The following is a 23789-nucleotide window of genomic DNA, read 5'->3' on the forward strand; positions in this document are numbered from 1 at the left end:
AAAAAGGAATAACAATGAAACGACACATTCTTGTCACAGCATTAGGCTTAGCATCTGGTATCGCGATGGCGCAAGCGCCATTAACGGAAGCTCAAATGATGGAATATACCAGCAAAGCTAGCAAAGCAATGATTGGTAAAAAGTACGAGCTCAACCTTCCACTCATTACCCAGAGCAGTGCAGCAAGTACATCAGCGTCTGCACAAACCATTGTGCAAACAGTTTCACACCCAGACGCAAGCTACATCAAACTACACTTCAAAAACCTCAACCTTGCAAGTGGCGGTAAACTCGTTGTTCGCTCAGAAAATAGTGGCGAGCGCTATGAATATACTCAAGCAAACCTAAGCGCGGCGACAGTAGATCCAAATCTCGGCGATGACGGTGTTCAACAGTTTTCTGCTATGTCAGTCTCTGCTGATAAAGTCATCATTGAATATACCCCAGGCCAAGGTAATGCGGACAAAACACCCGAGATCGACTTTTACTATCATGGTACTGAAGGGCAAGCAACTGTTGAGGGCATGACCGATGTGACGCCCATGTCGACCTGTGGCGCAATGGAGCGTAAAGACGTGCAGTGCTGGGCGCAATCGCATCCGGTAGAGTTCGAACGCTCACGCCCAGTCGCCAGACTACTTATGAACGGCAGTGGTTTATGTACGGGTTGGCGTGTTGGCGCAGATAACCGCATGTTTACCAATAATCACTGTGTGGGATCGGCATCGGAGCTGGCGAATACTGAGGTATGGTTTAACTATCAAAGTACGAGCTGTAACGGTAGCCAGCGTGAGACCGTGGTTAAAGTCACTGGTAAAGACTTCCTGAAAACGGATTACACGCTAGATTATACGCTGTTTACCATCAATGATTTTGCCAAGGCTCAGCCGTTTGGTTATTTTGGTTTAGATGTGCGTAACCCGTCGCAAGGCGAGCGTATTTACATTCCTCAGCATGGTTCAGGTAACCCTAAAGAGCTGTCGATTGAGTCTGATCAAGACACCAATGGGCTGTGTTCTGTTAACCAAGCGACAGCGAATGGTCGAGGTACTGGTACAGATATAGGCTACTACTGCGACACCATTGGTGGCTCGTCAGGTTCGCCAGTACTTGCAGCCTCAACCAATAATGTTGTTGCACTTCATCACTTAGGAGGCTGTACCAATAAGGGCGCTAAAATTAGCTTAATTTGGCCTCAGGTTTCTAGTCACTTTGGTGGCCAAATCCCTGTTGGCGATAATGGCACTACCGATCCATTACCCGTTGCGTTATTTACTTACAGCTGTAATGACCTAAGCTGCAGCTTCGATGGTTCAGGCTCTAGTTCACCAAATGGTTCTATTACACAGCATAGCTGGCAGTTTGGTGACGGCGCATCCGCTTCAGGCGCGCAAACTTCACATAGCTTCACAAACTCTGGTAGCTATACCGTAGAGCTCACAGTAACAGATAGTAATGGCGACACGGCATCCACTACACAACAAGTTGCTGTGACACTACCAGGTGAAGAACAAAAGCTTACCAAAGGCGTTGCCAAAACGGGGCTTGCTGGTGCTAGTGGCAGTGAAACGTTCTTCTATTACGACGCCCCTGCAGGCACCAGTACCGTGACGTTTAACACTAGCGGTGGAACAGGTGACGCTGATATGTACGTACTAAAAGGCGCTGAACCTACAACCAGTAATTGGACTTGTCGCCCTTACCGCTATGGTAACAATGAATCTTGTACTCTAAATGAAGGGGCTGGGCGTTATTGGGTGATGATCCGCGGATATAATGCTTACTCAGGTTTGCAAATCGTAGCAGATCACAACTAGCCTAAACTTCGAATAAACAAACTGAATGATTTGCGGGGGCTCGCCCCCGCTTATTTGATAGCAATCTTCAGCGATTATCTACAACTCATACCAAACACTAAACCAAACACGGTTTTCATTCGTCATATTATGCCCCTCTACACGACCAATTCCAGCACTAAACTGTAGATCGGTTAATCCTGCGGGCGCAAAATCGGCGGCCTTGTCTAGTATCACTCGAGACAAAGGTAAGCGCATATTAATACCGTAATTTTGCCCAATCACTTCTCCATCTAACTGATGCTGCTTATAAAATAACTTAGGCTTCCCTTGCTGCCATGAAGTTGCAAATTCATAGCCTAAATAACGGCTTCCCGTCGCAAACAGATGCGGCAGCATAGGTTCGCTAATGACGTGCAAACCGTTACTAATATTCGTGCTGGTAAGCGCACCACCGCCTACAGATAACGGCAATTCGCTACTGTAGCGGCTATCGACCGATGCATAGAATGGAATTTGCCATGCTTTAGCAAACAGGTTCAGCTGATAATCAAAACCATCTAATTCGCCTAACCACTGAGCTGCAGAGACTTGCAGTGCTACACCATACTGCTGCGTATCCCACATGGTACGACCGTTAAAGCCATAACGCCCGCCGTTCCATGTCTTTTCATCATGTTGTACACGAATAACCCCCAATTCGGGAGCGAGGTAATTCAATACTTCACCAAAACGATAGCTAGATGACAAGGCAAATTGTTTAAAGCTGCTCTCATTCGAGGTATTTACTTGTAGCGAGCGAGGCTGCTTATCCGCTTCGAGCTCTTGATATCCAGCATCAAACGTCGTTTTCCAGTTTTCATGACGATATTCAAGTTGGGCAAAAGCGCCCATCAGCGCGCCATTATTGATGCTTTTCTCGGCTCCGAGCTGCCAAGCAAGCTGACGCAGAACATCTTGCCCTTTTAATGCCACCCCCAAACTATCAAAGGAGGCGTTATTTAATGCGCCAGATAAGACGGCAGAATAAGACTGTTCAAACACAGAATAATCTGAGTTGGGCTGGGCTGTTTGATCTATCTTTGCCGCAGGTAATTGATGAGGATGCTGCTCTTTTTGCACCGCCTCATCCACTTGCTCCAACACGCTCACGGTACGCCAAGCAGGAGAAATGATTTGATCAACTTTTATACCTTCAGGAGTAGCATAGCTTACAAGTAACTGCTGTGAATGAGTAATAATTTGCTCAAGTGGTTTAGCACTCGCAGGTAAGGTCTCAAGTACGTTACTCGCCACGTCATAACGCATCACCGCTAAGTGGCCTCCGACCCCAGAAATAAAGTACAGCTTGTCATCATCATGAGACCAAGTTAACCCCGAAAGGTATTGATGTAACTTGGGTAAATAGACAATTTCAGTTGCATCGTGAATAAGATCGTTAACCACAAGTTGCCAGCGTTTATTCGGTGCAACGTGAACATAAGCTAATGTCGTCTTTTTATTAGAGAGCACAGGGAAGTCATGGACATCACCAAGCTTAGCGGTGGTAATTGGCGTTTGCTTACCCGAGTCCAACGCTATCGTGGCGAGCTGTGAGTAACCCAAACGAGACACTTCCGCAATCACAGTATTCGCATCAACAATACTAAAGCGACGAATACCCGCGCCTTCAGTTAGTTGCCTAGGCTTTCCGGTACCAATTTGCCAAACAAACAAGTCATTGATAAAGCTATCGTCTGAGGTCGGCGTTTTTGCAACAAAATAAATGCGGGTGTCATCAAGCCACTGGGATAATAGATACCACCAAAATTATAGGCATCAAGCTGCGCAAGTCGCTTTTTTGGAAAGACTTCAGGTGCGATATCCACAATATCTTTAGGATCGGCTTTTAGTATTGCTTCATTGCGCTTATTAAATTGCTCAATTGCTTCTTCATTTTCTTTATTTTCGTAGATGTTGAGTGTGACTTGGTGTTTACGATTTTGCTCTACCACCAAAAACTGACTGCCATCTGGAGAGAATGCGATATCTCGAGCAGCATATGCGAACTGTTGCCAAAGCTCACTCTGTGTCGGAACCAAGGCCAGCTCTTGCTGCATGGCTTGATAACTATATTCAACAATAAAGCGACGATATAACTGACTGGCAGGCGCTCCAAAAGCACCACTAAATGCGGTTTCAAAACTGCGAGATTCCACCGCCTGTACTCTTGTCCACACGGCATCCAGCGTCTCTGCGCCATAATTATCCTCAAGCCAAGCTAAAAAACGTACGCCTACTAAGTACGCCATGGAGTTGGAAAGATAAGACTTGTCGCCATTATCTAAAGCGCTATAGGTCGGTAATGCGCCTTGCTGCGCGTAATAACGCACAATGCTCTCACTGTAGTTATCGTATAAACGTCCTCGTCCCGTTAATCTAGACTCAAGTAAGGTGGCATAGCCTTCGCTGACCCAGCGCGGTAGTACTGCATCGAGCAAGTCGGTAATATCGTGCCAATCTCTGAGCTGTTGTCGCCACTGATTACGGCTAGGCTGTGATAGGTGAACGAGGTGAATATATTCGTGCAAAATGAGCAACTGCTGCCAACTGGTGTTGTTTGCGATGACGGAATCTGCTTGAGGTGGCGTCGCTTGCAGCGCCATCATTGGTTTATCTGTGCTGGGTAATGCAAAGCCATTGGCCGCATTTTCTGGGTCGTAAATAATCACATCAGCACGTTCATTCAAGGCTCTGCCTTGTTGTGCCAGCACTTTATCTCGCACCACCTCCAGCTCATTTGCTGCAGAATACGCCCATTGCTGAAGCGACTCGGGATAATGCACATTAAAGTTTTCGGTTTTGATGGTTTGCCACTTAGCCTGTAAACCAAAGCTAGTAAAAGCAACAAAAATTATCAGTAGCGCTCGCATTACCTTTCCTAAATAAATCCAGTTGCGCTAGCTTAACAAGAGATGTAAAGAAAAAGTGTGCTTTTTAGTAACAATTTCTTGCGCACGTTACACCTTAAAACGTCTATTTTGAGGCAAGCAAGATCCGCGTTGCTCTAAATGCGCGCATATTAAGTTATATCAGTAATTTTTCAGTGCTTTTGTGGCTGTGCGAGGGTGATAAACAAGCTGAGTACACCTAGAGACACTGCAAAAACAAAAAATACTACGGTTGAGCTCAACCCCGCCTGCCATTTTGCCGCTGCGATTAAACTCGCACTCAATAATACCGCCAGTTTTGCTTTGGTTTGTGCGTGTTGTTTGCATGATTTGGAGTAGGTGTACGCCATAAAGATAAAGGCACTGGCCAATAGATAAGTGACTAACATGGTAGCTCCTTGCTAAGGTTTTGAAGGAACTTTAATTATATGCTAATGATAATTATTATCAACAAGGTAAAGTGATTTTTATTAATCCACCTAGATCTGTGTTGTGACAGCTCAGTTGTCCATCGTGTAACTCCACTATGGTGCGACTAAAGGTTAAACCTATTCCCTGTCCACCTTCTTTGGTGGAATAGAAGGGAGTAAGCATGTTATCTAAGTTGGCAAATCCCGGGCCATTGTCTTGTACATCAATCACCGCTTGTTGCTGCTGATAATAAGCATGTAGTGTCAATTTGGCATGTTCACCGCTGGCCTCAATGGCATTTTTAATTAAGTTAATCAGCACTTGCTCGATTAAGGCTTTATCAAGATTGAGCGTATTCACGGTGCAATTGACTTGGATGTCGGTATCTTCAAATAGCGCTGCAACGGAAGACAGTAACAGTATGATAGAGATTGACTCTCGCTCAAGCCTTGGTGCTCGCGTAACCTTGGCGTATTGGCTTACAAATTGTTGTAAATGCTGGCAACGCTGACCAATGACACTCAGTGCATGCTGCTCTTTTTCGTCCTTTGCTCTTGCCAATAAGGTTTGCGCTAAGGAGCTTACGGGCGTCAAACTGTTATGGATCTCATGGCTTATTACTCGGATTAAATGTTGCCAAGCAGCCAGCTCCTTTTTACGTAATGCCTTGGTGATATCGAGTGCAACGAGCAAAGAAAACTGCTTACCCTCTTGAAAGAATTCACTGCTTTGCAGCTGCCATCGAGATTGCTGCGCTGCATCTGCAAAATGCCAGTGATTATCTTGTTGCACCAGTCCAAACTGAACCGCGCCGACCCCTTTACACTCTAACCACGGTCGATGATAAAGCGACTCAAACGCTCCATTGGCATAGGCAAGTTTAAGCTTATCGTCGAACATCATAATGGGCGTATTAAGGCTGTCTATTAGCTGATAAATGATAAATTGCTGACTATGGTAGCGGCGCTTTTGACTGTGCAGTTGTGCACTTAAGGCCAGCAAGCGCTGTTCAAACTCGGCCACGACACCCGCTGTATAATATGGCTTAATGGTTTGAGTGAAATCACTTTGTGCAATTGCTTCTAGCTGCCAATTAGCACGCATGGCAATACGTTTAAGGTGAGACAACAGTATTTTTTGTAGCCCACCCAATAACCCCAGCACGCCAACCGATACGACCACGACCCACACCACCTCAAGCTGTAATTGCAGTAGCAGCAAAGTCAGTAAAACCGTGCAGCTTGTAGTCAACAGCGTACAGTAGGCACCAAACCGCCACTCGGCGCTAGCCAGATGTTTTAAGGCCATACTTTTCCAAGCGCCGATAAAGAGAGGAAGCAGTGAGTCCGAGTGCTTTAGCGGCTTCTGCGACATTGCCTTGGGCGCGTTGCATCGCTTGTTCCACCATTTCTTGTTCCACTTGTTGCAAGGTCTTGCTTGGCATATCACTTGCCGCTTTAGGTGCAGCGGTAAAGCGTAGTTGGCAATCACTGAGCTCAATCTGTGAGCCCTCCGACATTAACACGGCACGCTCCATCACGTGGCTTAACTCACGTACATTGCCGGGCCAAGCGTGTCCAATCAGCGCAGCTTTAACCGCTGGGCTAAGTTCACGAATCGGCTCACCATATTGCGCACAAAATTTAGCGACAAAATACTCAGCCAACGGCACGATATCACCAAAGCGCTCGGCCAGCCTCGGCACTTCAATCACAATCGTGTTGATGCGATATAACAAGTCTTGTCGGAACTCGCCCGCCTTCACCAAGGCGTCAAGATTGGTGTTAGTTGCGCAAATAAGTCGACAATCCGCTTGTTGCGTCTGACTGCTACCCACAACTTCATAGCTACCATTTTCCAGTACCCGCAGTAGTTTTGCTTGAAGAGGAAGTGGAATAGTCGCAACTTCATCCAAAAATAATGTGCCCTGCTTTGCCATCGCAAAACGACCAACACGATGCTGCTTTGCATCTGTAAACGCCCCTTTGCTGTGACCAAACATCTCACTTTCGAATAGTGATTCTGGCACCGCGCCCATATTCACCTCAACCCAAGGTCCCGCTGAACGATTAGATTGTTGATGTAACCAGTGAGCCAAATGACTTTTCCCCGCCCCACTTGGGCCGGTAAGCAGCACCCGAGCGTCGGTTTTTGCTACTTTAGCAAGCTGCTTATATAAAGATTGCATCGCTTGAGAGTGCCATTGAAACGCGCCGCGCTCGCTACGTTTTACTGCGATACTCGACTGCTTTAATGATATTTTGAGTTGTTGCTGCACGGCTTCTAGTAGCTGCTGATTGTCCCATGGTTTTTCGATAAAGTCGCTTGCACCAAGCTGCATTGCAGACACCGCTAACGCGACATTGCCCCAACCGGTAATACAGATCACAGGAACATTAAGATTGGAATCGCGTAGCCAGCGTAAAAAGTCCAGCCCTTCATTACCTGAGGTAGTATCTCGGGAAAAGTTCATATCTAGCAAAGCTAAAGACACTTGCTTAGAGATGAGCAGCGGCTTGGCAAGTTCAAGGGCTGCCGCCTCAATTACATTGAAACCTTGATCTTCTAAAAAGAATACGGCGCTGAGGCGTACTTCGGCATTGTCGTCGATAACCAGTATTGTGGGCTTTTCCATAGGGAGATTTTTATTGTTAAAAGATTTCAGCGGAGCATATTGTGCTCCGCAAATATAAAATTATAACCAACGGATAATAGTACTTAGGGTATGGCTTTCGCCCGGTGCAAGTTGCACGGCATCATCCATTACGTTACAGGCTTCTAAACACAGCATCTTATGGTATTCATCATCATTAAAGTTGCTTAAACGCTGTGACTTTTCAATCCATGGGTTCCAAAGCACACAAGAAGTTGAGTTTTCACGTTTTACTTCAATAATACCCGCAGGTGTATTGATAGTTTGCACTGGGCTTGCTTGGGTGTACACCATATCGGTTTCGCGGGCAAAGCCAACTACTTCAGTTTGCTCAAATGGACCTTCTCCAAATTCGGTATATTTCGCGCCTTGTAACCCGTCTACCGTGGTATTACTTACTTCTGGCGTTGGGAAATACGTATGTAAGGCTTGCGTTAACGTAAATGGCGCATCACCAGTATTGATGTTCGTGAGTCGCACTTCAAGCTTGTCCGATAACACAAACTCAACCTCTAATTGTGACGAGTGTGGCCAGTATTGCTCTTCAACTAAGGTCATCGGTAGTGTGAGTTTAACGGTAATTTTATCGCTTTTTTCTTCAACGCTGTGCGCACGCCACAGTAGCTTGCGAGCAACCCCATGAATTGGCCAATCCGCTTTGCTATGTACACCAAACCAAGGCCAACAGATTGGAATACCACCGCGTACCGGTTTGCCTTCAAGGTAATCTTCTGCCTCAGAAACCCAAATTAAATTGCTTTTTCCTGCTGGCGTAAACTCGGTCAGTTGCGCGCCCTGTAAAAAGATCTTCGCTTGGCAAAATACACTGTCGACCCAAATATATTCAAGTCCAGACTCGGTGCGCTCGATTGAAACTGAAGGTGATAATTCCATGGTAATTCCTACGTCAACTCAATGATATGCCTACCTTACCACTTAAATACTACGAGTAAACTGTTATCCATCCAATTTGAAAGTTATTCAATTATATCAATACGGAAGCACCGTGAGAGTCTTGCTCTCACGGTTTATGGAACTTGAGGATTGGGAGAAAGTTACACTTTAAATTTGCCCACCAGCTCTGTGAGTGTGCTCGACAATGAATGTAATCTCACGCCATTTTGATTGGTATTCACCGCGATATCACTCACGCTATCCGCGGCATTTTTAATTTCCACCACGTTGCGATTAATGTCTTCAGCAACATGTTGCTGCTCTTCAGCTGCGGTGGCGATTTGCGTGTTAAGGTCGCTAATATTGACAATCGCTTGGGTAATTTCACTAAATTGTTGTTGCGCTGAGTTTGTCAGTTCAACCGTTTGTTCAGTGCGCGTTAGGCTGCGCTTCATTTCTCCCGACACCATTTCCGTCATTTTTCTAAGCTTATCGAGCTGAGAGGCAATTTCTTCCGTCGATTCAGAGGTACGCTGCGACAACGCTCGCACTTCATCGGCCACGACAGCAAAACCACGGCCATGTTCACCTGCACGTGCCGCCTCAATTGCCGCATTTAATGCTAAAAGATTGGTTTGCTCTGCAATGCCTCGGATCACGCTGAGTATCGACATAATATTTTCGCTTTCGGTGTCGAGCTGCATGATATCTACGGTTGCCTTATTGATCACTTCAGATAATGTTGTGACGCTTTCGACGGATTCTGTGATCACCCTTTGACCCACCTCAGATGCTTGCTGAGTTTGTCCGGCCAGCTCAGCCGCATTGGCACAGCTTGCCGCCACTTCGTTTGCCGTTGCCGCCATCTCATTAATTGCGGTTGCAGCCATTTCAAGCGCTTGCTGTTGTTGACTGGTAGCACCCGTGAGCTGATCAGACTGCGAAGCGGTTTGCCTTGAGGTTTCATTAACTTGCTGCGCACACTCATTGATTTGCGTCACCAGCTCGGCAATGAGGTTTAAAAACAGATTAAAGCTCGTCGCCAGTTTGCCTGTTTCATCCTGAGCTTTAATGTCTAAACGCTGAGTTAAATCACCACCGCCTTGCGAAATTTCAGTTAAGCCGTCACTCACTTCTATAATTGGCGCTGAAATCAACTTAGAAATATAACTTGCTAGTAACAGGAATACGGTGATCAGGACGGCGCTTAGAATCAATATCGTCATCGTCATCGCATTGGCCGCTGCCATTACCTCCCCTTTTTCAACTAAACCAATAAACTTCCAGCCTAGTTTGGGTGCAGTATAGATGTTGGCAAAATAGTCTTTTCCGTTAATTTCGAGCTCAAACAATCCATCTTTATTTTGAGCCAATTCGCGATAGCGGCCGTTCGCAATGTCTGCCAACTTTTTAAATCTATGTTCGGAGAACTTGGCATCGACCAATACATTTCCGGTGTCTTCTACTAGCATCAAATAGCCGGTCTCGCCCAATTTGATATTGCGGATGATTTGGGTCAGCCCTTGCAGTGACACATCCATGCCTTGAACCCCCACGGTTTGGCCATTGGCAGTTACTGCTTTTACCGTCGACACAATCACCATATCATCCGGCGCCCAATAATAGGCGCTGGTACGAATAGTCTCGCCATTTCCCGATTGCCCCGTTTGATACCAAGGACGCTGCCTAGGGTCGTAGTTTGCACTCACCTCACCTAAAGGCCACTGAATATAACCACCTTGCTGATTTCCCATATAGATATAGGCAATACCGGGGTGCGTGTTTCCGAAGTGTTCAAAGAGCGAATACACCGCTTGCTCTGTTGTGCTTCCTGCTTTCGAATTAAGTCGAGTGGTGCTAGTTGTATCCATATAAGTTTTCACGTCTTGCTGCGCATTCAAGACCTGAGCATGGGTTGCTAGATAGTCTACGTTTTTTGCAATTTCATCAAAAAACATCTGGATACCGTTCTCGACCTGTAGCGCTTCTCGATCGCTTAGTTCCGAAAAGGTCTCTATCCCCTGCTGCCGAGTTTGACTGATGATAAGCCCCGCAATGATTAACAAAGGAAGCGCGATTGCCGTTGCGAACGACAACTTTAATTTTTGCGATATATTCATGAATAAACACCATTTCACAGATAGTAAAAATATAGTGAGGGATAGGCTATTGGGCAAGAACGACATACAAATGTGATCACTTGTTCGTCTTATATTCATCTTAGGTATGGTTACATGCTGTGTAATTTTGAGGTCGTAAAGGCCGCAGTGTTACTATGGATAATTCAATCAAGGATCATAAAATTTGTCTGCTTTCTGCAATGATAGATTTGGTGGTCTACAATTTGTAAGAGGTTTTTGCGCTCAACCATTCAACAACGGGATAACTATGTTAAAACTTTCAACCATCTCACTCGGATTAGGTCTAGCACTTTGCTCTAATTCAGTGCTTGCCGAAAACTCAGAAATTGACGCGTTAAAGCGCCAACTGGCTGAACTTCAGAAGAAACTCACGCAGCTAGAACAAAAAGAGCAGGCGCGAGCACAACAGGAAAAAATCGCCAAGGCTGAAAAAGCCGAAGCGAAAGCTGAAACTAACACTCAAGTTGCAGCGGCTGAAGCAAAACCGGCCATCAAAGTCGGCGGCGCGATCAGAACAAACTACAGCCATACGTCTTATGACGATGACAACAAGAACCGTGGCGGCGATTTTGACTTCGATATTTTCAGATTGAACTTTTCTGGCAATGTCGGTGGCTTTGGCTTAAATGCTGAAATCCGCTTTTTCGACTATATGACTGCGGTAAAATACGCTTACCTCGACTATGACTTTGCCGACCATTGGCAAGCCCAGGTTGGTATGACTAAAGTGCCTTTTGGTAACTCACCTTACAATTCGCACAACTGGTTTTTTAACACTACCTATTATATTGGCCTTGAAGACGACCACGACATGGGGGTGGTATTTAAACGCAAAGTGGCGGACAACTGGCAGCTTGACCTTGGCTTTTTCAAAAATGATGAGCTAGGTGGTGTCGATGGTTACGTGGATGACCGCAGTGATCGCTACTCTTATGACGTGGTGGGTTTCCGTAAAGCGGGCGATGGCGTTTATGACGACCCGACGCAACCAATTGGTGAATACAACACCTTTGTTGGTCGTTACGCATATCATATTGAGCATAGCGGTGGCACAACTGAAATTGGTGTCTCTGGCCTTGCCGGTGGCCTTCATGATGGTAACGACCGAGCGGGTGATTACAACGCATGGGCATTGCATCTAAATAGCAATATTGGCCCTTGGAACTTACAGCTACAACATGGTGAATACCAGTACGATATCGATGACGTAAACCGTATGGCAGTAGGTGCTTACGCGTTTTATGACTCTATCGCAGCGGAAGCAACCATGTCGAACTTTAACGTAGCCTATAACCTGCCAGTTGAGTTCGGTCCAATTACTGATCTGCAGTTTTATAACGACTTCGGTATTATTTACGACAAATCCGACAACACCGAAGACACTTGGATGAATGTGACTGGTGTTTCGCTCGCTGCTGGTGCGTTTTTCACCTATGTTGATTTAGTGCACGCGAAAAACCAGCCGTTTATTGGTGGTTCAATCGCTGGAGATAGTGACGACAGCGAACGTCGCTTCAATATTAACTTCGGTTATTACTTTTAATCTAATGGATTAATCTTTATTAAATGAAAAAGGCGATGCACTAGTTGGTGCATCGCCTTTTTGTTGTCTCGTTATTCTATTGTGGCGATCCAGCCTAGGCGCTCCGCTTCAGCGGCGGCAAATTGCGGTAAATCTGTGGCGATAAACTGCTTGTGGAGTATTTGCACACCAAGTAAGTGATTGATCACGGCATCTAGTTGCACCTTGAGTGAATCATCTGCGTCTGGCGAATCATGTAACTCAAACAGTGTATTCACCGCTTCAAAGTCTAGTAAGCCTGCGGCCTCTACAGCTTGTCTAGACAAGTATTTATCAGCCAGCACGCGCATTGCCGCCCACTTTTTCTCATCCGAGTGCGCCGGTGGCGCCATAAAAGCAAACTTCTCTCGCTCGTACAGCACTTCTGGCAGCAGCCCTTTCATCGCTTCACGTAACACATACTTTTCTTTACGGTCTTTAATGCGATATTGCGGCGGAATGGTAAAGGCAAACTCAGCAAGGTGATGATCTAAAAAGGCAGGTCTTGCCTCCATCGAATTGGCCATATCGACCCTATCACCGCCCCAAGTTAATATTTGTCCCTCAAGCATGGTTTTAATCCAGACATACTGGGCTTTATCTAGTGGATGACGGGACTCTAACATGGCATCATCTAAAGTCTCAGCGATTGCTTTGCCTGCATCATAACCCGTGAGTAGCTCTCTGTGTTCGGCGGCAACGAGTTGATGGGCAAAGTGACTGCACGACAGCCAAGGCTGTAAACAGCTCGGCGTAAAGCCTACGACTTCGTCTAACGCTGCACTGTCGTATTGCTCACGGGAAAGCATGGCGCCCTTAAATAATTTATTGCTGTCTTCCAGCATGGTTTGCCACTGGGCTTTTTCGGTGTCATCAAGTTCATCTAAGCCATATAAAAACAGGTCTTTTCTAAACGCAGGATAACCCGCAAAAAGCTCATCGGAACCTTCTCCGGTCATCACAACTTTATAATTAGACTCGTTAACTTGCTGACTCATCAAATACTTAGCAACACCAAGCGTATTATAAATGGTTCGTTCGGTATGCCATAACGTTCGCTCAAAATGCCCATATAGCTCGTCACCGCTTAACGACATAATATGATGATCGGCTTTGGTGGCTTGTGCCATCTGTTTTGCAATCGGTGTTTCGTCATACTCTGCGTTATCAAAGCCAATAGTAAAGGCCTTAATTGGCGCTTGTGCTGCGGCCGAAGACAGGCCCAAAATAGCGCATGAATCTATGCCACCACTTAAGTAACAACCGACCGGGACGTCTGCGGTGAGTCTCAACTGCACCGCTTCTAGCAGCTGTTCGCGCACACCATCAATGTAATATGCTTCATCTTTGCTATTTAAATACGCTTGTGCCGTTGGAAAGTTAACATCCCAATAGGGTCTATCTTCAATGCTAAAACCTTGTTCACTTCTGGTGATGCTAACGACATGTCCAGGTTTGATTTGATGTACATTCGCAAACGCCGTGCTGCCGGGCACCATGACTTGGATCAGTTGATGAAATAAACCTTCACTGGAAAATCGACGCTTAACTTTAGGGTTTGCAAACAACACTTTGAGCTCGGAACCAAACACAATTTCATCTTCTGTTTGGGTGTAGTACAAAGGTTTAATACCAAAGCGGTCTCGCACCAAGTGCAATGTATCGGTTTGTTGGTCATACAACGAAAACGCAAACTCTCCGCGCAGATGCGTCAGCATCTCATCAAGACCAAGTTGCTGATACAAGTGCATAGCAATTTCTGAGTCACTCTTACTCTGGAATCTTGCCCCCTTTGCTACCAACTGAGCTCGGATCCGCGCGTAATCGTAAAACTCGCCATTGTGCGCCAACATTAGCCGCTTGTCAGAACTAATAAAGGGTTGTCGTCCTCTTTGCTCGTCGAGGTCGATTATCGACAGTCTGGCGTGACTAAATCCTACGCCAGCCATTTGTTTATAGCCAAAGCCATCGGGACCACGATGATGTTGAATGGCTGCCATGTTTACCAATAATTGATTATCTATCTGTGTTTGCGCTTGCGTTGAAAAAATACCTGCAATTCCGCACATAATACCTCCCTAAATCACATCCATCACAGTACTGGCGCGTTGCACCATACAGGTCAACAAGGCTTGCCGTAAAAAGACGGCACCACGTGCCTGACTAAAATACCAATTGTGTGGTGTGGCATCTAAGCTAGTACACAGCTCTTCACCTCGCGCCAGCGGATGAAGCACTATCGCATCGGGTTTAAGAGGGGAATTCGCGCTCAATTTAAACGACTTACCATAGGTTTCGAAACTTTCACCAACCCAGGCAATTGAGTTGATATACACTACATCCAGCTCAGGTAAAACGGCGTTCAGGTCATGGCCAATGGATACCTTGACTCCAGCCTTCTCTAGCTGGGCTAATTGCTCGCTCGACACTGCTTCTTCGACACTCTCGTCGTAGAGCAGGAATATTTCGTCCACAATGCGCGGAAAATGTGTAAACATTTTCAGCAGGCTACGCACCGTACGCATTTGGCTCGGCACGCCAATCACGCCAATTTTTATAGGGCTAAAGGCTTCGCTGTCAGGGAGTAATAACGACGGCCGCCATTTGAAGATAGTGTAGAGATCAGACATCGCTTGTGTTGGGTGCTCATCAATGCCATTACCAGCGTTGATAATTGGAATGCGGAGGCTGTGGATCATCTCTTCAATAGACTCCACAGAGGTGTCACGTAAGACGACACAATCGCCATAATTATTGAACATCTCGGCGACATCTTGCAGCGACTCCCCTTTCGCAATGCCCGTTGAGGAGCGATCGGTAATCGACATAATATCGCCCCCTAAGCGGTGCCATGCACTTTCAAACGACAGGCGGGTGCGAGTGCTCGGTTCATAAAACGCACTGATCAAAATTTTGCCACTAAGCGGCGAGCTGAACCTTGCAGGATTGCTTTCATACTTCGCTGCAAGGCGAAATAACTGGATCAGCACGTCTCGGTCAAGATGGTCGACACTGATAATGTGCTTATTCTCCAAACAATGAAGTCTATCACCGTCTTCTTGTATCGCTCTGAGTAAAGCTTTGGGATGTGCATCCCCGTAAACATCCGGCTGTGCTCGATCAAACTCTACTTGCTGCGCACTTACCATAACTGCCTCTTTTTAAAATCAATAAGGAACATAACGACAAGGACAACAGGACATAAACAACTGGCCACTATGGCCAGCCAAATTAAACTAGAAAATGCGCTCAATGAGATCATACATCCTCCACTTTTGTTTGTGCGCCCAACGCTTGCCAATGGAATGATTGCTGGCTAAAACGCCAAGCAATCACACAAATTAATAACGACACCGCACAAGAAATTAATGCGGCGACATAAAAACCAATGTAAAAATACCCAATCAAGCCTGATAGCGTGCCAAGCAACATAGCCCAGCCAGCGCTATTGCCCGTCATACGCGAAAAGTACAAACCAAATACGATAGGCCAAATGGTGCTGGCGACAAAGGCGCCAGCAAAGTTCAACAAGGCACCCAACGTGGCGATTTTTGGTAAACACAAGAGCCAAGTCACCACGCCGAGCATGACAATAATCCACTTAGCACTTTTTAAACGCTCGCTATCGCTCGCTTTTGGTTTGATGTATTGCAGGTAAATGTCTTGATTGATGAGATCTGACGTTGCGGCAAGCAAGGAGTCCAAGCTCGATGCCAGCGCTGAAAACACCACAATGAACAGAATGATCGAGCCGGTGTAGCCGAGCACTTGACTCGCAACCAAGGGTCCCACCATATCGGCGCTAGCGGGATACAAGCCTAAGCTTGGTGCTGCCAGTGCAATAAATCCTGTTACGATAGGGATCGGTAGCCACAGTAGACCTGCGATAAAATACGCCTTTTTGCCCACTCCACCTTTAAATGCAAACGCCCTTGACCACCACACATTGCTATGAAAGATTTCTCCTAAACCAAAAAAGATATTGTTGAACAAAAACATCACAGCGGCGGGAAACAGCAGGTCGAGTAGTTTGGGGTGGTCACTACTGAGCTTTTGGTGAATTGGTTCAAGCCCAACATTCATCGCCACGACAATGGCAATTCCGACGACGCCAGCCAAGATAATAATGGCCTGTAGAAAGTCCGTAGCGATCACCGCTTTTAGGCCGCCAAAGAGCGTGTAGACCACACACATCAACAGAATAATCGACATTCCAAGGTGATAATCTAGGCCACTTAGGGTGTGTAGCAAAATGCCACCCGCCATGCCCAAGCTGACGAGCCAGCTCATGGCATAAACGAAAGAGATCAGCAAAAAGATCCACCAAGAGAAACGCCCAAACCGCAAACGCATAAAGTCGCCACTGGTATAACCGTGGGGTAGTAAAGTTTTGATGCGTTGGCTTAGCGGCGCAAATAGCAGTAATCCGAAGGCGGCACAGGCGTAGCCTATCATGCCCCAAATACCAAACTGATAGGTGAGCTGCGGCGCAACTAAGGTGGTGTTACTGGTCACCCAAGTTGCCATCGCGGTAGCGCAGGCAAAGGCCAATCCGACACTTCTACCAGCCAACGCAAATTCATTATGTGACTGTACTCGCCTACCAATCCACCAGCCAAAAAATACCCATAGCAAAGCAAACGCCAGTGCAAGACCGAGCGCCAATGAAGCATTTATCATACGCCTTCCTTATCGTGTGTTTGCTTATTACCCACCACAATCATCCCTACAAGCAGCACAAATAAGCACAAACCCAAAGCAAACAGTGCAAGCGCCAGCGTTAACTGGTGATGTTTGACTGAAAATGAAGCCGACGTTTGTGTCAAATTTGACGAAGAATCGCCTAAAGTTGCAAGATAATCACCATCAGCCAAACCGCTGATGGTTACCGCTTGTTGAGACGGCTGAAGCGCAATAGAGAGGGAGTAAGGTTTTGAAAGATGTTGAATGGATAGCTGTGTTGACTGCTGTCGAGGCGGACCTGTGCGCTCAATGTGCAGCGTAATAAACCCAGCAGTCACAACCTCATCGCTCACCCTCAACGAGGCGGCAAGCCCATTAAAGCTCGCAGCAAGTAAGACCAAGGTTACTACTCGGGCGATCCACATCCTCATAATCCCTAACTGCGGTTATCCAAGCCTGAATTCGCCGCAAGTTTTGCTATCCACATTATTCTAGTAGTAACAAAGACTAGCCCAAGGATCAAATTTGTCTAGTAAACCGTCACCCAATTTCACCCCAGTTTTACATTTATTCTTTTGTTTCTATTGCTCTTTTTTGAACACATTGCAGCAGCAAATTACTCCCTGCTTCAACATCATGCCAGTGACTCCATTCGTCTGGTGCATGGCTCACGCCATTTAGGGATGGAATAAATATTAGCCCCGTGGGACACACTTCTGAAAAAAACTGGCTATCGTGACCGGCACCACTTGGCATGATTTGATAATTCAGCGACAAAGCCTCTGCCTGTTGACTAATAAATCGCACCATCTCCGGTGTACACTTCATTGGAGACAACCAACTCACCTGCTCATATTCAAACATTAAATGGTGTTTTCGAGCGATGGCTGAAAGCGCTTTACGACAAGCAATCTCGAGGTTTTCCATCACCGTTTCGTCCATATCACGCGCGACGATAGTAAAATCCACTTCGCCGGCAATCGTATGTGCGAAGCCTGGCTTTAACTCTGCTTTACCGACGGTGATCCTCGTGGTATCCGTACCGTCCTCTGCAATAATTCGATCTAACTGGTAGGCAAAATCAGCTAGCCCCATAAAAGCGTCGCTGCGCATCTCCATGGGTGCGGTACCTGCATGATCAGCCTTCCCAATTAGTTTAACCATCCATTTAAATACCCCAGAAATCCCTTCCACTACACCAATCTGAATACCTTTTTGATCAAGCACTGGTCCCTGTTCTATATGTAGTTCAAAAAAACTATTGATTTGCTCAGGTTCCAGTCTCGCATTCAGTGCATCCATAGGGTCTAAGCCTTGTGCGCGCATCGCATCACTCAGCATACACCCATCCGCATCATGACTTGTGAGCAATTGGTGAGGCGTTAACTTTCCAGTGAGCGCTTGAGCGCCTATCATGCCACCAAAGCGTCCTTCTTCTTCACTGGTGCCAATGACCCAAATAGGCCTATCTAATTGCACATTGTGCTCTTTCAAGATACGAATACATTCAAATCCCGCAATCACACCCAAGGTTCCGTCAAACATGCCACCAGCGGGGACACTGTCAAGATGGGAGCCGATGATCACCGCAGGTTTCGCTGCTATATCAGGACTGGTCATTTCAATAATCACATTGCCAGCGCCATCCATACGACTCACGAACCCCTCGCTTTGAGCACATTCCATCAGCCATTTACGCGCTGCAAAATCCTCATTGCTAAAACCTTGGCGATAAATTCCCTTATCTTCATGGTTATAGCCGAACTCCGCGAGCGCAAATAAGGTAGACTTAAGACGTTCTAAATTTACTTGCATACTTTGCCCCTCAACGTTTCAGTCGCACCACTTCCCTGTATTAAATCTGAGATCAGATTAGCTATTTTAAACACTGACGTCCGACTGATGATCTCTTTGCTTTAGCTTAGTTGAAAATTCGCGAATTTCAGCCGCTGTGATATCCTTTTAGTAATGGCTTCAGGTTAACAATGTTGGTTCAGGTCATCGCGATGTACTGTCAGTTTAGCACTCCCGAAATATGAGGATGCCTATGCGTAAGAAAATCCCCTTATTCAATCGCTGTTTTTGGCTGCATGCTGCTGGCATTGTCTTTGTTGGTCTTGGCTTCGTCGGTATGGCACTGCCTGTTATGCCTACCACCATCTTTTTTATTCTCGCCCTTGCTTGCTTTACCCGCTCTTCTCCCAAGTTAGAAAACTGGCTGCTCACCCACCCAAAATTTGGCCCGAGTCTGGTTGCATGGCGGCAATATCAGGTGATCCCCGTAAAAGGTAAGATTGGCGCTGTGATTGGCATGAGTGTTGGTTTACTGGCTTTGGGCTTTAGCAGCGCGCCTGTTTGGGTGGTATGGTCTGTCGCGATAACCGAAGCGGGGGTGCTCAGCTATATTCTTACGCGACCATCGTCCATTCCTGTAGACACAAAACACCCACACTTATAACAAACAAAATAAAAACAACAAAAATACATATATAACCCACTATTTACATTGAGTACCTTTTTAGGGTATACAGTTTGTTCTTGTAAAAGAAACAATAACAAGTTGAGATACCATGAAAATAAAAATAACTTACCTAGCCACACTGCTAGGGTTACTACACGGCACAGCAAATGCCCAACAGGAATACCCTCTATTTCCCGGCGATCCACTCGTAAACCAGCAATGGCACTTGAAAAATACAGGGCAAGATGCGTTTTCTGAGCGTGGTGGTATTGCAGGAGAAGATCTTAATCTTAGCCTCACTCACGCCCTTGGAATTATGGGAACTGGCGTGACCACCGCAGTCATTGATGGTGGTGTCGAGCTTACTCACCCTGATCTCGTTGGCAACGTAAAACCCGGTTCATGGGATTTTCTCACTAACTCTCCTGATTTAAAACCAGCCGACAGTGGAGATAGCCACGGGACTGGTGTTGCAGGTATCATCGCTGCAAGCGCGTTTAACGGTATTGGTGGTCGCGGTGTAGCGCCAAGAGCCGGCCTAGTCGGTTTTAACTATCTTAAAAACGGTAACATGGAAAACTGGTTACAGTCTCACGGTATGTACTCTGACGGCTTCAACAAAGCTTCCTTTGATTTTCCTCGCGTTTTTAACCAAAGCTATGGCCGTACCCTTTCATCGCCTCAGACATTCAATTATGACTTTTCTCCTTGGTTACAGACCTATGAAGATGCTCAAGAAGAGATCACCACCACAAGCCACAGCGGCCGCGGTGCAATTTTCGTAAAATCCGCAGGTAATGGTTATCAAGTGCAAAGTTTTAACGCTAGCGGACTAGGTCCTGGCTATCTTTGGTTCTCCAACCGTAACCACGGTCTACCAATGCAAAACGTTAACTTGGAGCGTATCGATACCAGCTACTGGAACTTAGTAGTCTCCGCATATAATGCCGATGGTAAGCGTTCCTCATACTCAACAGTAGGCTCTAGTGTGTTCGTCAGTGCGCCGGGTGGCGAATATGGCTCAACAACACCTGCTATTATCTCAACCGATATTAGTGGCTGTGATTGGGGTAAAAACCCTGCGAACCCTCGCAATAGTTTACATGGCGGGCACCCGCTCGATCCAAACTGTGATTATAACGCGACAATGAATGGTACCTCTTCTGCGGCACCCAACACGACTGGTGCAATTGCGCTGATTATGTCTGCGAACCCCGCGTTAACGTGGCGCGATGTTAGACATATTTTAGCTTCAACAGCACGTAAAATTGACCCAGACCAGCCGGGCGTTACATTGACCTTTAACAATCCAGCTGGTGAGGCACAGCAGTATGATGCCATTCCTGCATGGCAAACTAATGCCGCGGGTTATAACTTCCATACCTTCTATGGCTTTGGCGCTATTGATGTTGATGCGGCAGTAACTATGGCTCGGTTCTATAATGAGGACAGAGGAAACTTCACTATCACACCTTGGCAGCGAGTTAATGCTAATGTCACCATTCCTGACGGAAGCCTCGCTGGTGCCGAAAGTTCGGTACAGATTGACAACGATGTCACCGTTGAAGCGGTGCAGATCCGTGTTACCGGTGAGCATACTAGTACCCGTGACGTTGCGATTGAACTCATTTCTCCATCAGGTACGCGCAGTGTCTTAATGACACCCAGAACAGGCACAATTTCAGGGCGTAACGGCTTTAACGATATGCAAATGCTATCACACCACTTTTATGGCGAACCTGCACAAGGTCAATGGACCATTCGCTTAATTGACACCCAAGGTGAAGATGAAGCATTTACCTTTGATCCGCGTAACGGAGCTCCAGATATTCAAGCGGTGCATAGAAATAACGCACAAGACGGTGTACTAACATCTTGGCAAATTCGTTTTATTGGTCATAACTAAGGAGAACCACTATGAAAGCATTCGTTTTAACTGCCTTACTACTTAGTGGCCAAGTACTTGCGACAAACGATGGATTAATTGAGTTAACTGAAGTACCACAAGGTGCTGAAATAAACATCAACAACCAATCATTTGTTTCACTTGAAGAAAATAACACCACACTGGTTAAAGGGTTGAAACTACAATCACCAGCAACTGGGGAAGTTTATACCGTCACTGGTGAGATTATCGTTGAACACCTTACGATTATTAATGCTAATACTTTCGCTAGCGACAATAATCTAATTTTAAGCTACGTTCGCGGTAACCGCGCCATCTACCGCCACGCTGACGCACAAACTGATCTCACAACCTTGAATGCATATTTACGTGCACAAGCAGGGGTATTGAGTACTCAGATAGGCTTACAGCTTGAAGGTTTGGAAAGCGAGTAAAGCACGTTAGTAGAGAGGCTAAATGCCTCTCTACTGATCAGCTAAACGCTTTAAAAGCATCATCCAGCGGAGTATGCGCGATATGATTCACATAGTTACTCATAACCTTTTGACTTAGCGCTAAGATAATTTCCAGCAGATTTTGTTTAGTATAACCTGCGGCAAAAAACGCTTTCGTTTGTGCATCGCTCAACTTGCCACGTTCGCGCAGCATTTCAAGTGTAGTGGCACGCAGCACTTCTAGCTTCTCATCGCCCAGCGGTGCTTGCTCGCGCAGCGCTTTGACCAATTCATCACTTACTTTCATTGATTTTGCGATGGCAGAGTGAGCAGGCACACAGTAGTGACATTCATGTTCTACATTAATCGCTTGCCACACCACAGTTTTTTCATCGTTATTGAACGAGCTATTTAAAAAAGCCTCATGTAACACTTGATAGCCATGAAGGTGCTCCGGTGATTCCGCCATTACACCATGAAGGTTCGGAATACGTCCAAACGCCTGCTGGGACTTCTCAAGTAATGGTTTACCTTTTTGCGGTGCAGATTCTACGGTATGGATTGTAAAGTCAGTCATCAGTTGCTCCTCTTGATGCATTTTGTACTGGTATAACCTGAGCTCAAACTAACCTCAGGTTAACTAACCTGAGCTGCGGATAATTAATGCCTTTCTAGCAGCCAGTTTTAGCGCTAACTGCGTTGAATTCACTTCCAATAGCCAGCTATTGAGGCGTAAATTCGCCTTGTTATCCCCAAAAACTTTCTGGCTAGATAAGGAAATAATTTAATGTGAGCTTAAGAATAAAGAGTTAGCTCATTCCTTATCCAAACCTCAGGTTTACTACTCATTGGGTGCTAGACTAACCTTACTTGAATGATCATTCAAATAACTATTCGCTATAGTAAACGTAATAACTGTCTAAATTAATATGAAATTTAATTCGCTAATGACTGGTCGGGGTCAAGCCAGCAGCGTTGAGATCAAAAGTAAACTTTGTTCTCAAAGTAGTCGATAATTAGCTTATCGTCGTTGAAATTACTTAAACCCAGCAGAATAAATGACTCGTCTTTATATCCAAGTACCTCAAACACTGGCATATCCGATAAGTGACTTTCGGTATTAATGATTTCCTTGCCACCCAAACTAAAGCATAGTGATTCTATAGCCATTTTCTTAGTCACTTGGTCGTTCAACCCTCGGCTGATATCTTCTTCACCCAGTGTTAATGCCAACTTATTTGCCAAGTGTGAGTTGATGTAGTTGGTTGGGGCGCCGGTATCAAGCACGGCGTCAACGCGCTCGCCATTAAAGCTTGCTGTCAGCTTGATGAAATTGTTATCTATTTTAAAACTTTCACTCTTCAAGCCTTGTGTCACACTATTTGGGCAAGCCCCTTGATACAAACTCAACTCATTATTTTTAAAATCAAATACATTACAATATTGCGACATGTATCCATGCCCCAAAATTCCAGGCAAAACACCTTCCACCTCTAAGCGGGTCATATCTTTGAATACATAAGGAAGCGACTCTGCATCAAAATGACCGACGCTGGTATGATCTAGCGTTGCCAATACTAGCTCTGAGCTGCCACTTGCACCTTGCACGTCCATTTTACTTAGCTTATCTTCAGGCAAGGCAAGTACTGCTTTTAGATTTACCGGTAAAATACCAACATTCGCAGCACTGTCTAAGATCATAGGATGGGTAACCGTATGGTTAAGCGTTGCCATCACATAAGCATGACCTTTCTCGGTGTACTTCATCGGTAAGGTTAGCGATTGTGGCGCGGTTGACGCGGTGATCCCACAGCCAACGGTGGTACATGCTAATGCTGATAAAATAATTGCTCTCATAATCTTGCTCTCAAACTGTTGATGTCGTTGTTGAGCTAACTATGCCGAGCAATTGTCAAGCA

At 45.9% G+C, this 23789-nt stretch carries 19 protein-coding genes; 5 read left to right on the forward strand and 14 right to left on the reverse strand.

The annotated features are described in order from the left end of the window. Window positions 1-14 precede the first annotated feature (14 nt). A complete protein-coding gene (locus tag B1L02_RS17795; protein ID WP_088532087.1) occupies window positions 15-1817 on the forward strand; it encodes a PKD domain-containing protein in 1803 nt (600 codons plus the stop codon). A 78-nt stretch (window positions 1818-1895) separates the two neighbouring features. Here B1L02_RS17795 and B1L02_RS24605 read toward each other — a convergent pair whose 3' ends face one another. The 7 genes from B1L02_RS24605 to B1L02_RS17825 form a co-directional block, all read right to left on the reverse strand. Next, window positions 1896-3512, reverse strand: coding sequence for a TolB family protein (locus B1L02_RS24605; RefSeq protein ID WP_232003110.1), 1617 nt, complete (start codon window positions 3510-3512; stop codon window positions 1896-1898). Then, complete coding sequence (locus B1L02_RS24610) at window positions 3470-4708, reverse strand: hypothetical protein (protein WP_232003111.1); 1239 nt, start codon at window positions 4706-4708, stop codon at window positions 3470-3472. The genes B1L02_RS24605 and B1L02_RS24610 overlap by 43 nt, the downstream gene beginning before the upstream one ends. 170 nt (window positions 4709-4878) lie before the next feature. Beyond that, window positions 4879-5115, reverse strand: coding sequence for a hypothetical protein (locus B1L02_RS17805; RefSeq protein WP_088532088.1), 237 nt, complete (start codon window positions 5113-5115; stop codon window positions 4879-4881). A 58-nt stretch (window positions 5116-5173) separates the two neighbouring features. Continuing rightward, on the reverse strand, window positions 5174-6445 hold the full coding sequence (locus tag B1L02_RS17810) for a sensor histidine kinase (RefSeq protein ID WP_088532089.1): 1272 nt from the start codon (window positions 6443-6445) through the stop codon (window positions 5174-5176). Beyond that, entirely contained in the window at window positions 6423-7772 is a 1350-nt protein-coding gene (locus tag B1L02_RS17815; protein ID WP_088532090.1) for a sigma-54-dependent transcriptional regulator, read from the reverse strand. Before B1L02_RS17815 ends, B1L02_RS17810 begins: the two co-directional genes overlap by 23 nt. Before the next feature lie 60 nt (window positions 7773-7832). Further along, window positions 7833-8684, reverse strand: a complete 852-nt coding sequence (locus tag B1L02_RS17820; RefSeq protein ID WP_088532091.1) for a D-hexose-6-phosphate mutarotase — start codon at window positions 8682-8684, stop codon at window positions 7833-7835. Window positions 8685-8845: 161 nt separating this feature from the next. Then, window positions 8846-10804, reverse strand: coding sequence for a methyl-accepting chemotaxis protein (locus B1L02_RS17825; RefSeq protein ID WP_088532092.1), 1959 nt, complete (start codon window positions 10802-10804; stop codon window positions 8846-8848). Between the two features lie 268 nt (window positions 10805-11072). Here B1L02_RS17825 and B1L02_RS17830 point away from each other — a divergent pair, with 268 nt between their 5' ends. After that, complete coding sequence (locus B1L02_RS17830; protein WP_088532093.1) at window positions 11073-12368, forward strand: porin; 1296 nt, start codon at window positions 11073-11075, stop codon at window positions 12366-12368. Window positions 12369-12439: 71 nt separating this feature from the next. Here the strand turns inward: B1L02_RS17830 and asnB are convergent, their stop codons facing one another. The 5 genes from asnB to B1L02_RS17855 form a co-directional block, all read right to left on the reverse strand. Beyond that, window positions 12440-14455, reverse strand: coding sequence for an asparagine synthase (glutamine-hydrolyzing) (gene asnB / locus B1L02_RS17835; RefSeq protein ID WP_088532094.1), 2016 nt, complete (start codon window positions 14453-14455; stop codon window positions 12440-12442). Between the two features lie 9 nt (window positions 14456-14464). Further along, complete coding sequence (locus tag B1L02_RS17840) at window positions 14465-15535, reverse strand: aspartate/ornithine carbamoyltransferase family protein (protein WP_088532095.1); 1071 nt, start codon at window positions 15533-15535, stop codon at window positions 14465-14467. A gap of 109 nt (window positions 15536-15644) precedes the next feature. After that, the gene (locus tag B1L02_RS17845; RefSeq protein ID WP_088532096.1) at window positions 15645-17066 is read right to left on the reverse strand and encodes a sodium:solute symporter family protein; all 1422 of its coding nucleotides are present in this window, start codon (window positions 17064-17066) and stop codon (window positions 15645-15647) included. Next, complete coding sequence (locus B1L02_RS17850; protein ID WP_088532097.1) at window positions 17063-17494, reverse strand: hypothetical protein; 432 nt, start codon at window positions 17492-17494, stop codon at window positions 17063-17065. Before B1L02_RS17850 ends, B1L02_RS17845 begins: the two co-directional genes overlap by 4 nt. A gap of 142 nt (window positions 17495-17636) precedes the next feature. Further along, entirely contained in the window at window positions 17637-18884 is a 1248-nt protein-coding gene (locus B1L02_RS17855) for a Zn-dependent hydrolase (RefSeq protein WP_088532098.1), read from the reverse strand. 232 nt (window positions 18885-19116) lie between these two features. Between B1L02_RS17855 and B1L02_RS17860 the strand changes: the two genes are divergently transcribed. The 3 genes from B1L02_RS17860 (at window position 19117) to B1L02_RS17870 (ending at window position 21870) form a co-directional block, all read left to right on the forward strand. After that, window positions 19117-19527: a YbaN family protein gene (locus B1L02_RS17860; protein WP_088532099.1), complete on the forward strand. Its 411-nt coding sequence runs from the start codon at window positions 19117-19119 to the stop codon at window positions 19525-19527. A gap of 112 nt (window positions 19528-19639) precedes the next feature. Further along, window positions 19640-21436, forward strand: a complete 1797-nt coding sequence (locus B1L02_RS17865; protein WP_088532100.1) for a S8 family serine peptidase — start codon at window positions 19640-19642, stop codon at window positions 21434-21436. 11 nt (window positions 21437-21447) lie between these two features. Further along, window positions 21448-21870 carry a hypothetical protein gene (locus tag B1L02_RS17870; RefSeq protein WP_088532101.1) on the forward strand — a complete coding sequence of 141 codons (423 nt, stop codon included), beginning with the start codon at window positions 21448-21450 and terminating at the stop codon, window positions 21868-21870. A gap of 37 nt (window positions 21871-21907) precedes the next feature. Here B1L02_RS17870 and B1L02_RS17875 read toward each other — a convergent pair whose 3' ends face one another. Together B1L02_RS17875 and B1L02_RS17880 are read right to left on the reverse strand one after the other, a co-directional pair. Then, complete coding sequence (locus tag B1L02_RS17875; protein WP_088532102.1) at window positions 21908-22447, reverse strand: carboxymuconolactone decarboxylase family protein; 540 nt, start codon at window positions 22445-22447, stop codon at window positions 21908-21910. 404 nt (window positions 22448-22851) lie between these two features. Then, on the reverse strand, window positions 22852-23727 hold the full coding sequence (locus B1L02_RS17880) for a pepsin/retropepsin-like aspartic protease family protein (protein ID WP_088532103.1): 876 nt from the start codon (window positions 23725-23727) through the stop codon (window positions 22852-22854). Window positions 23728-23789: the final 62 nt, after the last annotated feature.

Origin of the sequence: Pseudoalteromonas piscicida (assembly GCF_002208135.1) — a bacterium.
Classification (GTDB): Bacteria; Pseudomonadota; Gammaproteobacteria; order Enterobacterales; family Alteromonadaceae; genus Pseudoalteromonas; species Pseudoalteromonas piscicida_A.

Coding starts and splice junctions, on each gene's coding strand:
- B1L02_RS17795 (WP_088532087.1), top strand. CDS start 15: ATGAAACGACACATTCTTGTCACAGCATTAGGCTTAGCATCTGGTATC.
- B1L02_RS24610 (WP_232003111.1), bottom strand. CDS start 4,708: ATGCGAGCGCTACTGATAATTTTTGTTGCTTTTACTAGCTTTGGTTTA.
- B1L02_RS17805 (WP_088532088.1), bottom strand. CDS start 5,115: ATGTTAGTCACTTATCTATTGGCCAGTGCCTTTATCTTTATGGCGTAC.
- B1L02_RS17810 (WP_088532089.1), bottom strand. CDS start 6,445: ATGGCCTTAAAACATCTGGCTAGCGCCGAGTGGCGGTTTGGTGCCTAC.
- B1L02_RS17815 (WP_088532090.1), bottom strand. CDS start 7,772: ATGGAAAAGCCCACAATACTGGTTATCGACGACAATGCCGAAGTACGC.
- B1L02_RS17820 (WP_088532091.1), bottom strand. CDS start 8,684: ATGGAATTATCACCTTCAGTTTCAATCGAGCGCACCGAGTCTGGACTT.
- B1L02_RS17825 (WP_088532092.1), bottom strand. CDS start 10,804: ATGAATATATCGCAAAAATTAAAGTTGTCGTTCGCAACGGCAATCGCG.
- B1L02_RS17830 (WP_088532093.1), top strand. CDS start 11,073: ATGTTAAAACTTTCAACCATCTCACTCGGATTAGGTCTAGCACTTTGC.
- asnB (WP_088532094.1), bottom strand. CDS start 14,455: ATGTGCGGAATTGCAGGTATTTTTTCAACGCAAGCGCAAACACAGATA.
- B1L02_RS17840 (WP_088532095.1), bottom strand. CDS start 15,535: ATGGTAAGTGCGCAGCAAGTAGAGTTTGATCGAGCACAGCCGGATGTT.
- B1L02_RS17845 (WP_088532096.1), bottom strand. CDS start 17,066: ATGATAAATGCTTCATTGGCGCTCGGTCTTGCACTGGCGTTTGCTTTG.
- B1L02_RS17850 (WP_088532097.1), bottom strand. CDS start 17,494: ATGTGGATCGCCCGAGTAGTAACCTTGGTCTTACTTGCTGCGAGCTTT.
- B1L02_RS17855 (WP_088532098.1), bottom strand. CDS start 18,884: ATGCAAGTAAATTTAGAACGTCTTAAGTCTACCTTATTTGCGCTCGCG.
- B1L02_RS17860 (WP_088532099.1), top strand. CDS start 19,117: ATGCGTAAGAAAATCCCCTTATTCAATCGCTGTTTTTGGCTGCATGCT.
- B1L02_RS17865 (WP_088532100.1), top strand. CDS start 19,640: ATGAAAATAAAAATAACTTACCTAGCCACACTGCTAGGGTTACTACAC.
- B1L02_RS17870 (WP_088532101.1), top strand. CDS start 21,448: ATGAAAGCATTCGTTTTAACTGCCTTACTACTTAGTGGCCAAGTACTT.
- B1L02_RS17875 (WP_088532102.1), bottom strand. CDS start 22,447: ATGACTGACTTTACAATCCATACCGTAGAATCTGCACCGCAAAAAGGT.
- B1L02_RS17880 (WP_088532103.1), bottom strand. CDS start 23,727: ATGAGAGCAATTATTTTATCAGCATTAGCATGTACCACCGTTGGCTGT.